This window comes from Alkalihalobacterium elongatum, assembly GCF_019024285.1.
Classification (GTDB): Bacteria; Bacillota; Bacilli; order Bacillales; family Bacillaceae_F; genus Alkalihalobacterium; species Alkalihalobacterium elongatum.
The window spans coordinates 54,830-68,722 of sequence record NZ_WMKZ01000009.1; the positions used below are offsets into that span (position 1 = coordinate 54,830).

13 protein-coding genes and 1 riboswitch are annotated in these 13,893 nt (G+C 35.4%); of the genes, 8 read left to right on the forward strand and 5 right to left on the reverse strand.

Features of this window, described 5'->3' with window-relative positions; genetic code table 11:
• The first annotated feature begins 142 nt into the window (after positions 1–142).
• The 3 genes from GKP30_RS11630 to GKP30_RS11640 all read left to right on the forward strand — a co-directional run bounded on the left by GKP30_RS11630 (position 143) and on the right by GKP30_RS11640 (position 2,833).
• Complete coding sequence (locus GKP30_RS11630) at positions 143–1,093, forward strand: DMT family transporter (protein ID WP_216829616.1); 951 nt, start codon at positions 143–145, stop codon at positions 1,091–1,093.
• 253 nt (positions 1,094–1,346) lie between these two features.
• On the forward strand, positions 1,347–2,003 hold the full coding sequence (locus GKP30_RS11635) for a futalosine hydrolase (RefSeq protein WP_216829677.1): 657 nt from the start codon (positions 1,347–1,349) through the stop codon (positions 2,001–2,003).
• A complete protein-coding gene (locus GKP30_RS11640; RefSeq protein WP_216829617.1) occupies positions 2,000–2,833 on the forward strand; it encodes a 1,4-dihydroxy-6-naphthoate synthase in 834 nt (277 codons plus the stop codon). The genes GKP30_RS11635 and GKP30_RS11640 overlap by 4 nt, the downstream gene beginning before the upstream one ends.
• Before the next feature lie 58 nt (positions 2,834–2,891).
• On the opposite strand, the gene GKP30_RS11645 is transcribed toward GKP30_RS11640, so the two are convergent.
• Both GKP30_RS11645 and GKP30_RS11650 read right to left on the reverse strand, forming a co-directional pair.
• Positions 2,892–3,776, reverse strand: a complete 885-nt coding sequence (locus GKP30_RS11645) for a VanW family protein (RefSeq protein WP_216829618.1) — start codon at positions 3,774–3,776, stop codon at positions 2,892–2,894.
• A 249-nt stretch (positions 3,777–4,025) separates the two neighbouring features.
• Positions 4,026–4,298, reverse strand: coding sequence for a DUF1292 domain-containing protein (locus tag GKP30_RS11650; protein ID WP_236035047.1), 273 nt, complete (start codon positions 4,296–4,298; stop codon positions 4,026–4,028).
• Positions 4,299–4,458: 160 nt separating this feature from the next.
• Between GKP30_RS11650 and dacB the strand changes: the two genes are divergently transcribed.
• The 4 genes from dacB (at position 4,459) to GKP30_RS11670 (ending at position 8,241) form a co-directional block, all read left to right on the forward strand.
• Positions 4,459–5,925, forward strand: coding sequence for a D-alanyl-D-alanine carboxypeptidase/D-alanyl-D-alanine endopeptidase (gene dacB / locus GKP30_RS11655; RefSeq protein WP_216829620.1), 1,467 nt, complete (start codon positions 4,459–4,461; stop codon positions 5,923–5,925).
• A gap of 146 nt (positions 5,926–6,071) precedes the next feature.
• Positions 6,072–6,788, forward strand: a complete 717-nt coding sequence (locus GKP30_RS11660) for a DsbA family oxidoreductase (protein WP_216829621.1) — start codon at positions 6,072–6,074, stop codon at positions 6,786–6,788.
• A 267-nt stretch (positions 6,789–7,055) separates the two neighbouring features.
• Positions 7,056–7,379 (forward strand): hypothetical protein, encoded by a 324-nt coding sequence (locus tag GKP30_RS11665; RefSeq protein ID WP_216829622.1) that lies wholly within the window; start codon positions 7,056–7,058, stop codon positions 7,377–7,379.
• Positions 7,357–8,241, forward strand: coding sequence for a GGDEF domain-containing protein (locus tag GKP30_RS11670; protein ID WP_216829623.1), 885 nt, complete (start codon positions 7,357–7,359; stop codon positions 8,239–8,241). Before GKP30_RS11665 ends, GKP30_RS11670 begins: the two co-directional genes overlap by 23 nt.
• A gap of 172 nt (positions 8,242–8,413) precedes the next feature.
• Here GKP30_RS11670 and GKP30_RS11675 read toward each other — a convergent pair whose 3' ends face one another.
• On the reverse strand, positions 8,414–8,917 hold the full coding sequence (locus GKP30_RS11675; RefSeq protein WP_216829624.1) for a hypothetical protein: 504 nt from the start codon (positions 8,915–8,917) through the stop codon (positions 8,414–8,416).
• A gap of 703 nt (positions 8,918–9,620) precedes the next feature.
• Here GKP30_RS11675 and GKP30_RS11680 point away from each other — a divergent pair.
• Complete coding sequence (locus GKP30_RS11680) at positions 9,621–11,042, forward strand: hypothetical protein (RefSeq protein WP_216829625.1); 1,422 nt, start codon at positions 9,621–9,623, stop codon at positions 11,040–11,042.
• A gap of 439 nt (positions 11,043–11,481) precedes the next feature.
• Here the strand turns inward: GKP30_RS11680 and GKP30_RS11685 are convergent, their stop codons facing one another.
• Both GKP30_RS11685 and GKP30_RS11690 read right to left on the reverse strand, forming a co-directional pair.
• Complete coding sequence (locus GKP30_RS11685) at positions 11,482–11,808, reverse strand: hypothetical protein (RefSeq protein WP_216829626.1); 327 nt, start codon at positions 11,806–11,808, stop codon at positions 11,482–11,484.
• A 74-nt stretch (positions 11,809–11,882) separates the two neighbouring features.
• A riboswitch (cyclic di-GMP riboswitch) is annotated at positions 11,883–11,965 on the reverse strand.
• A gap of 491 nt (positions 11,966–12,456) precedes the next feature.
• Positions 12,457–13,890: a carbon starvation CstA family protein gene (locus GKP30_RS11690; protein WP_216829627.1), complete on the reverse strand. Its 1,434-nt coding sequence runs from the start codon at positions 13,888–13,890 to the stop codon at positions 12,457–12,459.
• Positions 13,891–13,893 lie beyond the last annotated feature (3 nt).

A 13,893-nucleotide genomic window follows, 5' to 3' on the forward strand; every position in this document is an offset into this window, starting at 1 on the left:
AATATGTAATTAACTTTCTCTCCAATATCTGTTATTATTCAATAAGGTAAATAATTTCAATATTTGAAATATATACGTAATAATTGTATAAAAATTCAACATTTAGAGAGTCATATATTTTACTTTGAAAGGAAACTTCAGCTTGCGAAATCCAACTAAAAAGTCAAGATTACTAGGAATTGGTCTCGTATTATTAGGAGCAGTATTTTGGGGTGTTTCAGGAACAGTTGCTCAATTTTTATTCCAAGAAAATGGCTTTAGTGCTGAATGGTTGGTCGTTGTTCGTTTAATTGCAGCAGGATTTTTATTATTACTCATTTGTTTGTGGAAGCGAAATCCGAATGTATGGAATATATGGAAAACGAACAAGCATCGGTATGCGATTATTTACTTTGGAATTGTAGGAATGCTAGGTGTTCAATATACCTATTTTGCAGCAATTGAAGCCAGTAATGCAGCTACAGCTACATTACTTCAATATTTAGGGCCTGTCTTTATCGCCATTTTTATTGCTGTTAAATCAAGGAGACTACCTAGTAGAAGTCAAGTCATTGCCATTATTTTGGCTTTATTAGGGACGTTGTTACTTGTTACTCAAGGAAACTTTCAGACACTTTCAATTTCAGGTTGGGCTTTATTTTGGGGAATTGCATCAGCCCTAGCGCTGGCCTTTTACACTTTACAGCCAATTCAACTTTTAAAAGAGTTCGGTTCAGCGATAGTAGTTGGTTGGGGGATGCTTGTTGGTGGAGTCGCTATGAGTTTTATACATCCTCCTTGGAAGGTCGTTGGTACGTTTTCATTCGCATCTATAACAGCCATATTATTTGTTATCATTTTTGGAACATTAATTGCATTTTATAGCTATTTAGAAAGTCTAAAGTATTTAAAAGCAACAGAAACAAGTTTGTTAGCATGTGCCGAACCTCTGTCTGCTGCAGTTTTAGCTGTTGTATGGTTAAATGTTGCATTCGGATTTTCAGAATGGATTGGGGCTATTTGTATTATGGCTACGATTGTGATTTTATCCCGCGCAAAACTACCAGATGAAAAAGAAAGGAAACAAGTTGGAATTTCAAAGCAAACTGGTTAGCAAAGCACCCCTATAAGGGTGCTTTTTGTTCTTTTTTACTGTAAGTTATCCATAGTACCTCTTGATTTTTCTCTAGGACGCACGCAAGGTGAGATAAGTTAAGGGACAAAATCCTTGAAACTGAGTGTTGCTTTATTTTATGGTAAAATAACGTAGTGAACAAGTGCATTTTATACATAATAGATTGAGCCAATGATACTGGAGGTAAGATCCAAAAGGAGTCTTTTAAGTGAAATCAAACCAAAAACAAAGTATGAATGTCGGCAGAAAAAAAATTCTGGTCATCACTTCAGTAGAAGCAGAAAAAGAGTCAATTTTACGTGGGCTGCAACCGACGAATGCTATCGATGTTGTTGTTTCAGGAGTAGGTATAGCAGCTGCAGCAGCAACAACTGCGAGAGTATTAGCATCTCAAAAATATGATTTAGTTATCAATGCTGGTATTGCTGGTGGTATTGTTGGACAGGCTGAAGTCGAATCAATAGTGGTTGCCGATGCGGTCGTTGCAGCGGATTTTGGAACGGAGACAATAGATGGTTTTTTAAGTATAGACGAGCTCGGATTCGGTACGAGTCGTATTGCAGTGCCTGAAAACCTTGTTACAACTGTCGTAAAAGCTCTTGCTGACAACGGGCAAACTGTTACGGCTGGTGCGATTGTAACAGTATCAACGGTAACAGGAACTACAGAAACTGCACAAGAAATAATGAGGCGAGTACCAGAAGTTAAGGCAGAAGCAATGGAAGGCTTTGGTGTAGCCACAGCAGCAAAACAATTTGACGTTCCGATACTAGAAATACGTACGATCTCAAATGCTGTTGGACCAAGAGATCGTGAAGCATGGCGGATAAAGGAAGCATTACAAACTTTACAAGAAGCAAGCAAAATCCTACAGGAGGTCTTAACATGAAGATAGCTTATTCACCTTGCCCGAATGACACCTTTGTGTTCCACGCTTGGGCACACGGTCTTATTCCTGATGCGCCAAAGTTAGAGGTTACTTATGCAGATATTGATGTGACCAATAACTTGGCAACAAAACCAAACGACCTTGATATTCTTAAAATTTCATATGCAGCATTACCATGGGTATTATCGGAATATGCTTTACTACCGTGTGGTGGAGCGTTAGGTAGAGGGTGTGGACCGTTAGTCCTGACAAAAGATGAAATCAAAGGAGCGTCTGTTTTGTCAGGACGTAAAGTAGCAGTTCCAAGCGAGCGTTCAACAGCTTATCTACTTTTTCGCCTTTGGGCAGCACAAAATATCCCTGGGGGAGTAGGAGAAATAATCGTCATGCCATTTCATGAAATCATGCCAGCTGTACGCGATGGAATAATAGATGCTGGTCTTGTTATTCACGAGGCAAGGTTCACGTATCAACAGTATAACTTAAACCTATTGCAAGATTTAGGCAGTTGGTGGGAAGAAGACACAAACTTACCGATTCCGTTAGGAGCAATTATTGCACGACGCTCACTGGATCTTTCTGCAATTACCAAATGGATCCGCTCTTCAGTAGAATACGCATGGGCTAATCCGAAAGACTCACAAGAATATATATTATGTCATGCTCAAGAAATGTCAAAGGATGTAGCACAGGCACATATCAACTTATACGTAAATGAATTTACTAAAAATCTAGGCGAAGAAGGTTATGAAGCAATCTTTTCTCTTCTCAGTCGAGCTGCAGATGAAGGTTTAGTTCCTAAATTTGATTTAAATGCATTGCGCTTATAGATAATTACATCCCATTAGACCTTAAATAAAAAGAGATGATTATAGCTACATTCGAGGTTTAATCTTTAAATTCACGAATCGTTTTATCCTTAGTTTTCACAAATGTTTCCGATGAGAAAATACGTATAATAACTGATCCACCATAGGTTCGTGCTTGTATTAAAATAGGCTGTGTATAGTTGTTTTTAAACTGAAAATCAGGACCATACCAACTGACAGTCGCATCACGTCCTGGAGGGACGTAGCGAACCCGTCGACTATGAGAGAAACGTTGAACAATTTCAACACCAACTTGGTCGACCGCATTAAAAAGAGTAGAGGACACTTGACAAATTCCCCCACCAACACCATCAGTTAACTCACCTCTGACAATAATTGGTGCTGGTAAGTAGCCTTTTTCAACAGTACGATTGCCAACAACTTGGTTAAAAGAAAAGGTTTCACCAGGGAAAACAACGTGATTATTAATCGCATCCACAGCTAGTGAAATATTATGTGCTCTTTGCTTGTTTGCCTTATTAAAATACGTAATGTATTGTCCGACTTGTTGGTTACGAAGTGATAAAAGTAATTCACTGTCAACCCTTGGATATGTAATAAACCGTGGCACTTCTATTTCAGCAGAAGAATTATTAAAAAAGTACGCATAAAAAGCTTCAGTAAATCGTTTTCGATCCATTTTATATCCATATTGTTCGGGAACTAGTCGCCCGTATTTATCAATTGTGGCATTTTTAGGTTCGATTGATACCTTTTGTTCAATTGTATTAATGAACGCTTCAAGTTTTTCTTCATCTACGACTAATCCTTCGAAAACAGGGGATGTAAAGTCGGAACGATTTACGATTGCGATCGTTTCACCGTCTAATGTTATCGATAAATCACTATGTACATTTATTATTTGTAAAAAAATTAAGATTACGGTTAAAAAAGAATAATTCATCAGTTAAACCCCTCCTAGGACTAGTTTTAGTTGTAAAATAATTTTTCATGATAAACAAAAATTGGGAGTACTCAAGTCATTTAACTGAAAGGTCAGTTATAAAAGTAATAAAAATAAACACCAACGAATGGTATTAGTGACCAGTAGTTGGTGTTTTATATTTGTTCCTTTTTTACAAGAATTGTTGCTCTTTGCAGTTTTTGGACAGTTAATTAGCAAAGCTAGCTAAGTCTTTACACACAGTCTAAATTAATAAAAATTTTCATTGTCCTCTGCAGGGTTAGCTTCTACTGCAATTTCGTATGCATTTAAGAGTGCATCTCGTTCTTCTGGGTCAGTTATGCCAACTAAATGTTGTTCGCCTTGATGGTCCTCTACACGCATCAATACGGTTTCATCATCTGAAGATAAAAGCGCATAAGAATGTTCATCCATATCAAATAAGGCTTCAACAGCATAGTCCATTTCATTACCATGTTCGTCTTCTACGGTAATATGATCCCGTAATTCATTAGGTTCCAAAGCCATCACCTCCCTAACTTATTCGGATGTAATATACCCTTTAACGAATGTTATTATTTTTTAGGAAGTAGACAGTTTACATGAATTGAGAGAGACAAGAGAAAATAAATTTATCGTTGAATTTTGTATCTGGAGCTTAAAGAAAAGAGGGGGCATGTTAATGAAACAAAATAACAAACTATATCCATTAAACTGTGTTTGTATTATAATTTTCATTTTATTTTTACAGGTAAGCTCACCAGTTGAAGCGAAAGTCGATACCTATTTATTAAATCAAAAATTAGATCAAATAATGGAAAAGCCTTTTCTAGATGGTGCATTAACGTCTCTGAGTATACGCTCGGCGACTTCAGGAGAGTTGGTATATGATTATAATGGAGATTATCGTTTAAAGCCTGCATCTAATATGAAAATTTTAACTGCTGTTGCTGCCTTATCTATTTTAGGAGGAGATTATTGTTTTCGTACCGAGTTGCTATCGAATGGTAAAGTTAAATGGGGGATTTTACATGGTGATTTAATTGTGAAAGGAAAAGGGGATCCAACACTTCAAAAATCCAATATTGAAGAGATGGTTCAAAAGCTAAAGAAACAGGGTGTGAAAGTAATTCGTGGCGATTTAATTGGTGATGATACATGGTATGATGACGTTCGTTATTCAATTGATCTACCATGGAGTGATGAAATGATGGGGTACGGTTCAGCAATCTCAGCATTAACAGTGTCCAATGAGGAATACGATGTTGGCACAGTTAAATTTAAAGTGAGCCCTAGCGATAAATTTGGTGAACAGGCTCAAATAGTAATGGAGCCCACAAACACATATTTGGAAATTGTTAACCTTACAAATACAGTTAATGAGCAGGCTAAAACAAATCTTTCTATTCAACGTGAACATGGGAGTAACCGAATTATTATCGAAGGAAATGTGCCAATCAATGCAACTGAAATGGAAGAAATAATTGCAGTATGGGAACCTACTGAGTTTGCATTACATATTTTTAAACAATCATTAAAGAAACATGGAATCAAATTACTAGGCGATATATCAAGAGGGGTAACGCCAGAAGGTGCAAATGTACTTATAAGTCATTCTTCAATACCACTTTCTGAAGTTCTTATTCCCTTTATGAAATTAAGTAATAATGGATATGGAGAAATGTTAATAAAGGAAATTGGCAAAGTTAAGACAGATGAAGGTTCGTGGGAAAATGGCCTTGATGTTAGTGAGCAAACCTTTAGTCATTATGGGATAAACACTGATACGGTTTTTTTAAGAGATGGTTCTGGAATTTCTCACGCAAATTTAATTCCTGCCAATGAAATTTCGAAATTATTGTATTCTATTCAAAAAGAAGATTGGTTTACCACCTTTTTTCAATCACTTCCAGTTGCGGGTAATTCGAACAAAATGATTGGTGGAACTTTAAGAACCCGTATGAAAAATTCGCAGGGTAGAGTGAGAGCGAAAACAGGAACATTAACGACAGTTAGTTCTATTTCTGGTTACATTGAAACAAAAAGTGGAGAAACACTGATCTTTTCAGTTTTAATAAACAATATAATTGATAATAAGCTTGCAAAAAAACTTGAAGATGAAATTATAATGACCTTACAAAGTCTATAGCGCAGCTAACATAAATTTGATGAGCATATTGTAAAGGGTTACTAGATAAGAATGTGATATTCTTTTTTTAAAGCGCTGTTGAAATTTGGTGTTGATATGCATTTTTAATTTTAACAGAGCTTAAGAGTAAAAATGAGGTGTGAGCTATGAAAATAGAAATATGGTCAGATTATGTATGTCCTTTTTGTTATATTGGAAAAAGACGTTTAGAAAGTGCTTTAGAAAAGTTCCCTCAAAGAGATACTGTTGAAGTAAAATTTAAAAGTTTTGAATTAGATCCGCATGCTAGTCGCGATACGGACGAGTCGATGTATGAAATTTTATCGAAAAAATATGGCATGTCCTTAGACGAAGCAAAGAAGATGACGGAAAGTGTTGTTGAACAGGCAAAAACAGTTGGACTTGATTTTAATTTCGATAAAATGATTCGTACCAATACATTAGATGCACATCGGCTTGCTAAATTTGCTGAAGAAAAAGGTAAAGATAAAGAAATAGCAGAGCATTTGTTAAAAGCTTATTTTACTGATGCAAAACATATTGGTGATCACTCAACTTTAACAGAGATTGCTGTAAATGCAGGCTTAGAACAAAAAGATGTTCAAGACGTATTAAACGGCAATGCTTATGAAGAAAAGGTTAGGATAGATGAAGCGAAAGCGAAAAATATAGGGGTTCAAGGAGTCCCTTTCTTTGTAATCAACGATAAGTATGCGATTTCAGGTGCTCAACCGACAGAAACGTTTTTAAATGCATTACAAAAAGTATGGGAAGAAGAATATGAAAACTCTCCTTTAAAGCCTCTTAATAATACGACAAATGATAAGGATCCAATGTGCACCGATGATCGTTGTGATTTTTAATCGTGTAAACCCCAATTCACAAATTGAGTTGGGGTTTTACTTATAGTTTTTTTGTATAATGCTGCTGATAATTAAATGAAAATCATCTAGTTCGGTAAAATTATTTCTATTTCATTGATCTTTGTTATAATTGAGGACGGATTACTTTATTACTAGTTAATATCTAGGCAAATAGTTGTTTCAAATAGGCTGTTTAACTAAAGGCAATGCTCTCCGAGAAGAGAATTAAAAAGGTAGATGAATTAAAAGAACAATTGGAGTGATTTTTTGAAAAATATCAGTAAGTTATTTACAGTATATATTCTTTTCTGTATGATCTTTTTCCTGATTGTTCATTTCGGATTATCAATTCAAAATGACATTCTTATTTATTTAATCCTGTTACTTCCAATCTTTTGGTTATGTAAACATGTAAATGACATACTAAAAGAAAAGGAAAAAGTTGAAATAGAGAAGATTAAACTAGAAAAAGAAAAGCATTTTATACAACAAGAAAATGAGCATCTTAATGACTTATTAAATGGCTTTAATGAAATATTTTTTTTCGTTCAATTTAAAAGAAAACGGATTGTTTATTACAAGAGGAATTGAATATTTATTTTCTTATCAGCAAGAAGACTATCGCCAAAACGTGAGGTTAATAGAAACGGTTTTAAAACCGATAGATGATAGCTCAATGGCATTTAGAGATCAATTAGTTGCCAATAGAAAAATGAGAAATCAGCTGGCTGTACTTGATAAAAATAACCAAAAGCGATGGCTAGAAATTTCAACTACACCTCGATTTGATAGCGCAAATGATATTATCCGAGTAGATGGAATGATTTCGGATATAACGAAGCGAAAACAGCTAGAAGAGTATTTAAGACAAATGGCATACTATGATGAGCTAACCGACTTACCGAATCGAAAGTTAATCCTTAAGCATCTCCGAATAGCGTTAGCGAGATCTAAACGTCATCAACATAGTTTAAGTATTATGTTCATTGACTTGGATGGCTTCAAAAAGGTGAATGATACATTAGGACATGAAGGTGGAGACTATTTGTTGAAGGAAGTAGTAAGTAGGCTTTACAATTGTGTGAGAGAAGAGGACTTAACGGGACGTCTTGGTGGAGATGAGTTTATGATTGTCTTTGAAGAAACGACTCAAGCAGAAATCGTTGGTATTGCAGAACGGATCTTGTCTGTCGTTTCTAAGCCGTACATGATTGATGACTGTGAAGCAAAAGTTTCACCTAGTATAGGTATTAGTCTTTTCCCGCAGGACGGTGAGGATATAGAAACACTTATACAAAATGCGGATAAGGCCATGTATTATGCAAAGGAAAAAGGGAAAGGTACCTATCAATTTTATACGTCTGAACTTGAAAACTATCAATCTAAGAAAGTAGGGTTTTTTGAGAAAGTCATGGAGTCCGTATCTAAAATAAAAGAAACATATAAACGTTAGTGCTTAGCACCTTTTTTAGGTGCTTTTTTATTTTGCATGTTTGAATTTAGCTCTAGGGCAATAGTAGAAATTTTAGATTAGGATAAGATATTTAGTCCAAAAATAAAAAGGACTCAGCCCAATAGGAAAAGCCCTTCTCATCAAAAATCCTTCAACGTTGTTTGAATTACTATTAATAGGACTGGTTGTTATTGAAGTTCTGTTGGTTTGATTGAGATTGATTATTTTGGTTTTGACTACTTTGGCCTTGCATTTGTTGTTGTAGTTGTTGTTGAGTTTGATCAATTTGTTGAGTAATTTGGTTTAACATATTAAACGATTGAAGTGATTGCTCCACATTATTTAACATCTGTGCTGCTTGGTGAATCGATTGTTGAAGTTGTTGGAAGGTTTGTTGTTGTTGCTGTTGTGCTTGTGAACTGAACTGTTGAAATTGTTGTAATAACTCTTGGGACTGTTGTTGATTTTGCCCAAAAGAAGAACTCATAGAACTACTTTGTTGTCCAGCGGATTGAAGTTGATTTAAAACATTTTGCATATTCTCTAACTGACCTCTTAAAGGTGAGATTTCTTCACCAATTTCTTCTTCTACCTTAGAGGCAGCTAACCTTTCAATTTTATCCTCTGCTGCTTCTTCAACTCTCTCTGCATAAACTTCATCCATGTCGCGATCCATTTGAATTCCACCTTTGTTTTGTGTTTTGATAAAATTTTTTACACCACATCGAGGTCTGCTACAATCTGAAACGTAAAAAGTTAACAAACATTAACGATAGGAAGTAGTAAACACTAGCTTACATTCAGTTGCAGATTCGACCTTGCTTATTATAAGTAGTAAAAAGGTTTTTATACCAAAATAAAATGTAAAACAAGTGTGTAATTCAAGCAGTTAAGTACAATTTAAATAGTGGTAATTAGACAATAGTAATTAATTTTTTGATAAGGAAATAAGGGGAGGAACGTAGTAATCATTAAACTGAGGGATTCATCTTTAACTAAGTATTTTTGTATTACATAAGAACTTTGTCCAAAGTCAAATGTTTATTAATTTTAAAATAAAGGAAATCTCCTAGCCCTAAGTGGTCAGTTCGGTTCGGATTAAAAAGAGCTAGGAGATATTTATATATTATATCCAGCATTTGTAAAATAAACCTAGATAAATGTAATTATTTTACAAATGATAAAAAGGTACGAGTATAATAAGAATAAAAGTTAGGCTATGAGTCTATTGGATACGAAATAGATATAATATAAAATTTAAAAAATTCCACATGTATCCAATAGCAGTTGATTTTCATATATTATTCTATAGATTAATAACTATGTATTCTTTATCCCAACAGTTGCAGCTAAACACCTAGAGAGGAGTAAAATTTTTTATGGTAGAATTAACAGCTGCTCATTGGATGTATCTATTTGGCACTACGGTTATTATATTAACGATGTTGTTTAGACAAAATGTTGTTGTTCCTGCAATTGTTGTAACCTTTTTTGTAGGGTGGATTTATACAGGTTCATTCGTTAGTGGGTTACAGTCGATTTTTAATGCTAGTTTAACTGCTGCTGGAGAGCTTTTTAATATATTTTTAATCATTGCGATAATGACTGCACTTCTTCACACTTTAAAATCAATTGGTGCTGATCAACAAATGATTACCCCATTCCAACGGGTTATGAAAAATGGACATATATCCTTCTGGATCCTCGTCTTAGTAACGTATTCCATTTCTTTATTTTTCTGGCCAACACCTGCTGTACCACTTGTAGGGGCATTACTCATTCCTGTAGCTATTCGTGCAGGATTACCGCCGATCGGCGCGGCGATTGCTATATCATTAGCGGGGCAAGGTATGGCGTTATCTTCAGATTATGTCATTCAAATTGCACCGATGTTAAGTGCAACTGCTGCTGGTGTTGAAGTAAGTGCTGTAGCAGATAAAGCTTTGATATTATCTTTCGTAACAGGTGCTGTTGCTATTACCTTAGCTTATTTACTTCTAAGAAAATCGATCATGCGTCCATCTAATAAACATATTGTAAATTGGGAAGCCATTAACTCGACTGTTGAAGAAGAAGTAAAAGAGGCTGTAAGACAAGAGAGAAATAAATTCAGTGTGTTATTTGCAGTGCTTGTACCTGTTTCATTCTTAATTATTATTATCTACATGGTATTGGCGAAATTTTCAAGTATTATTCCTTCAATTGAAGGAGGTTCTGGGGCAGCGCTTATCGGTGGAACAGCAGCCGTTCTTTTAATTGCAGCAGCCTTCTTTAAAAACGTGAAAAAGGCGCTTGGAAATGTAAGTGACAACATCGTGAAAGGTTTCTTGTTTTCCTTTAAAGCGATGGGTCCAGTTATTCCGATTGCAGGCTTTTTCTTTATCGGTAGTGGAGAATTGTCTTCAAAAATATTAGGTGTGGAAAGCTCACCTTCGTTTTTATTTGACCTTGTTCAAGCAGGGCAGCAAATGATCCCCGATAGCGCTTTTGTTGCAGGGTTTGGAATTCTTATTATTGGAATGATTACAGGATTAGACGGTTCAGGATTTTCAGGACTTCCTTTAATAGGGGCATTATCTGGAGCGTTAAGTCCGACAGTGGGAGTAGATGCGGCCACGCTTGCATCAATTGGGCAAATGGGGTCGATCTGGGTAGGTGGAGGAACGTTAATAGCCTGGTCTTCACTAGTAGCCGTAGCAGGATTTGCAAAAGTACCTGTCATGGAACTCGTGCGGAAAAGTTTTATACCAGTAGTCCTAGGGCTTATCATCTCAACGATTTTTGGGTTAATCTTTTTCTAGAGCTTAAGGTTGGCGTAAAGCCAACCTTACTTGCTATTAGTTAGTGTATTTACAACGAGTTACATTTTGATAAGGATAGGACTCGTGTGCGCAGTGGTACCAAAAAAACTCTTTGTCCTAAGTATTATTCAGCCCAATACTTGGAACCCTATTTGTAAATAACACTTGTATGGTGATGAATTTGAAAAAGGTTTTTAGTGAAAATTGGGTCGTTTTTATTATATTGTTTTATGTGATCTTTGTGGGGGGATTTATCGGTGCACTAACCCTTTTTGATTTTTTTCTGCGCTAGGAGGCATAGAGAAAAAATCGCCCTTTCATCGTGAAAGGGCGTAGTGGAAAATATTATCAGAAAACTAGGCTGTCTTCTCATAAATAGGTGCTTTTAATCTCTTGTCCTGCAAATGGTGAAAAATGGTTTGGATTTTCTTAAAACTAGTTACCTATTAATAATGCCTAAATTTAGCTTAAGATGATAAAGTTTTTTAGAAGCTACCTTATATTCTAAATCTACATGGGTAACGACATTAATAACTAGATTATTACTAAATTCGTTTTTCAGGATGGAGAAAACAGTTGGTTTTTTGTTTTTTAGAACGGCTGCTACCTCAGAAATAGGAAGGGACACTTTTGTCGTATTTGTCCGTAAAAAATGAATGATAAAATCTTTAAATTCAGTAACAGACTCTCTTTTATCAGGTAATGTGACGATTAAAGAATCCATTCTTTGCAATGCTTCTTTTAGCTCTGGTTCAGTTAATTCCATTTAAATAATTATCCTCCTTTTGAAAAGTATGCCAAATGAAAATCTCGTGCTAGTTTTTTCAAAGGAGTTTTTTCATTGGCAGCTGGCTGACATAGGTTACCCGTTAGTCCCTTTAGCTTTGCGTCCTTATTTTTCAATAAGTTTGCCTTTTGCAACTACTATAGAAATATATCAAAAATCGACATATGAGTAAAGTACTAAACACAAACTTTACAATGCTTTGTAGGAGTTGCAAGGAGAATATAGCCAATTGCTATACTAAGGCAAGGCAGAAGGTAATTTGAAAGGGATCTTCAAAGACATTAAACCTTTAAGCAATATTAATTGGTAATGATTAATAGGTCTTTGGTTGTGTGTGAGTTTATGTTTTGAGGGATAGTAGGTTAAAATATAATGAAGTTAGTTAGAGTAGAGCGAGACTGTAGGAAGAAATAGAGAATACTATTGATAGAGAGGAAGTTAGACCAAATTATAGCAATTTTATTATGAAATAAAACAAAGAGTTTGTTAAAATCATATAAAAATATTCTTTTTTCAGCTTAAAATTGAGTTATCATCAATGCGCTTTAATAGATTACCGCTCGAACTATATTACAGCCAAGCGGTAATCTTTCATTTGTTTTTCTTATATAATCTTAAAATAATTTTTTATGCAACGTTAGATTTTTTATCAATTTTTATGCGCCTGTTTTTTCTTATTTGTAGTCCAAACCAGGTTGCAACAATGGTAGTTACTCCAATTCCTATCCAAACCGAAATATTGTAAGGAAGACTAAATCCTTCTGGTGCATAGAAGATGTATGTTCCAACAACACCTGTCATAAATAAGGCTGGGATAGAACAAATCCAGTGGAATTTGCCTTTTTGTAAAAGATAAATTGCAGCAGTCCATAACATGACTGTAGCTACCACTTGATTTGTCCAACCTACATATCTCCATAGAAATGAGTAATCAATTTGTGTTAAATAAAACGTAGGGATAATCACGGGTATAGCTAGAAGTGATTGCTTCCATTTTGCTTCCAACTTCCAGAAGTTACGAAGTAAATCTACGAGCATCATTCTTGAAGAACGAAGTGCAGTATCACCTGTTGTAACAGGGAGTATAATTACCCCAATAATGGCTAGGATTCCTCCTAGTGTTCCTAGCATAGACTTAGAAATGTGATCGACAACTCCAGCAGGACCACCTTCTGCTAGCATTGCTTGTAGTCCGCCTGTATTTCCAAAAAAAGTCATAGCAGCTGCTGCCCAAATCATCGCAATGATGGCTTCAGCAATCATCGCTCCGTAAAAGACTTTCCGTCCATCGCTTTCTTTTTTCATCGTTCTAGCAATGATGGGACTTTGCGTTGAGTGGAAACCAGAAATAGCTCCACATGAGATGGTAATCATAATTAAGGGCCAAATTGGCAGCTCTTGAGGGTGTAAATTTTCCAATGTAAGATTTGGTATTGGCTGATCTTGAAACAATAAACCAACCCCAATTGCAAGGGCCATAAAAATTAAAACTGCCCCGAACAAAGGATAAATTCGCCCGATAATTTTATTGATAGGTAATAAAGCAGCAATTAAAAAATAACCAAAGATTATGAAAATAGCTACCGTAAAGCTAAGTGGAGTTACTGAAGACAATAATTGAGCAGGACCTGCTGTGAAAGCAGCTGCTACTAGAATCATTAATATAATTGAAATGACATTAATAACTACCTTCGTAGTTCCACCTAAATAACGACCTACAATGGATGGGTATTGGTCTCCGCCATGGCGTACAGACATCATACCAGCAAAATAATCGTGGACTGCACCAGCAAAAATTGCACCAACAACTATCCAAATAAAAGCAACAGGACCATAGAGAGCACCCATAATAGCCCCAAAAATAGGACCTAAACCAGCGATGTTTAAAAGTTGAATTAAGCTTCCTTTAGCCCAGCTCATTGGCATAAAGTCCAGGCCGTCCTGTTTCGTGTAAGCAGGAGTTTTCCTATTGTCGTCGATACCAAATACTTTTTCAACGATTTTTGAGTAAAAGAAATAACCTAAAATAAGTAGTACGATAGATGCTAAAAACGTAATCATTTG

What these genes read in the sequence shown, in the direction of transcription:
- GKP30_RS11675 (WP_216829624.1), bottom strand. Translation starts at nt 8,917, where the DNA reads ATGGATCGCGACATGGATGAAGTTTATGCAGAGAGAGTTGAAGAAGCA.
- GKP30_RS11660 (WP_216829621.1), top strand. Translation starts at nt 6,072, where the DNA reads ATGAAAATAGAAATATGGTCAGATTATGTATGTCCTTTTTGTTATATT.
- GKP30_RS11645 (WP_216829618.1), bottom strand. Translation starts at nt 3,776, where the DNA reads ATGAATTATTCTTTTTTAACCGTAATCTTAATTTTTTTACAAATAATA.
- GKP30_RS11635 (WP_216829677.1), top strand. Translation starts at nt 1,347, where the DNA reads ATGAATGTCGGCAGAAAAAAAATTCTGGTCATCACTTCAGTAGAAGCA.
- GKP30_RS11685 (WP_216829626.1), bottom strand. Translation starts at nt 11,808, where the DNA reads ATGGAATTAACTGAACCAGAGCTAAAAGAAGCATTGCAAAGAATGGAT.
- GKP30_RS11680 (WP_216829625.1), top strand. Translation starts at nt 9,621, where the DNA reads ATGGTAGAATTAACAGCTGCTCATTGGATGTATCTATTTGGCACTACG.
- GKP30_RS11690 (WP_216829627.1), bottom strand. Translation starts at nt 13,890, where the DNA reads ATGATTACGTTTTTAGCATCTATCGTACTACTTATTTTAGGTTATTTC.
- dacB (WP_216829620.1), top strand. Translation starts at nt 4,459, where the DNA reads ATGAAACAAAATAACAAACTATATCCATTAAACTGTGTTTGTATTATA.
- GKP30_RS11640 (WP_216829617.1), top strand. Translation starts at nt 2,000, where the DNA reads ATGAAGATAGCTTATTCACCTTGCCCGAATGACACCTTTGTGTTCCAC.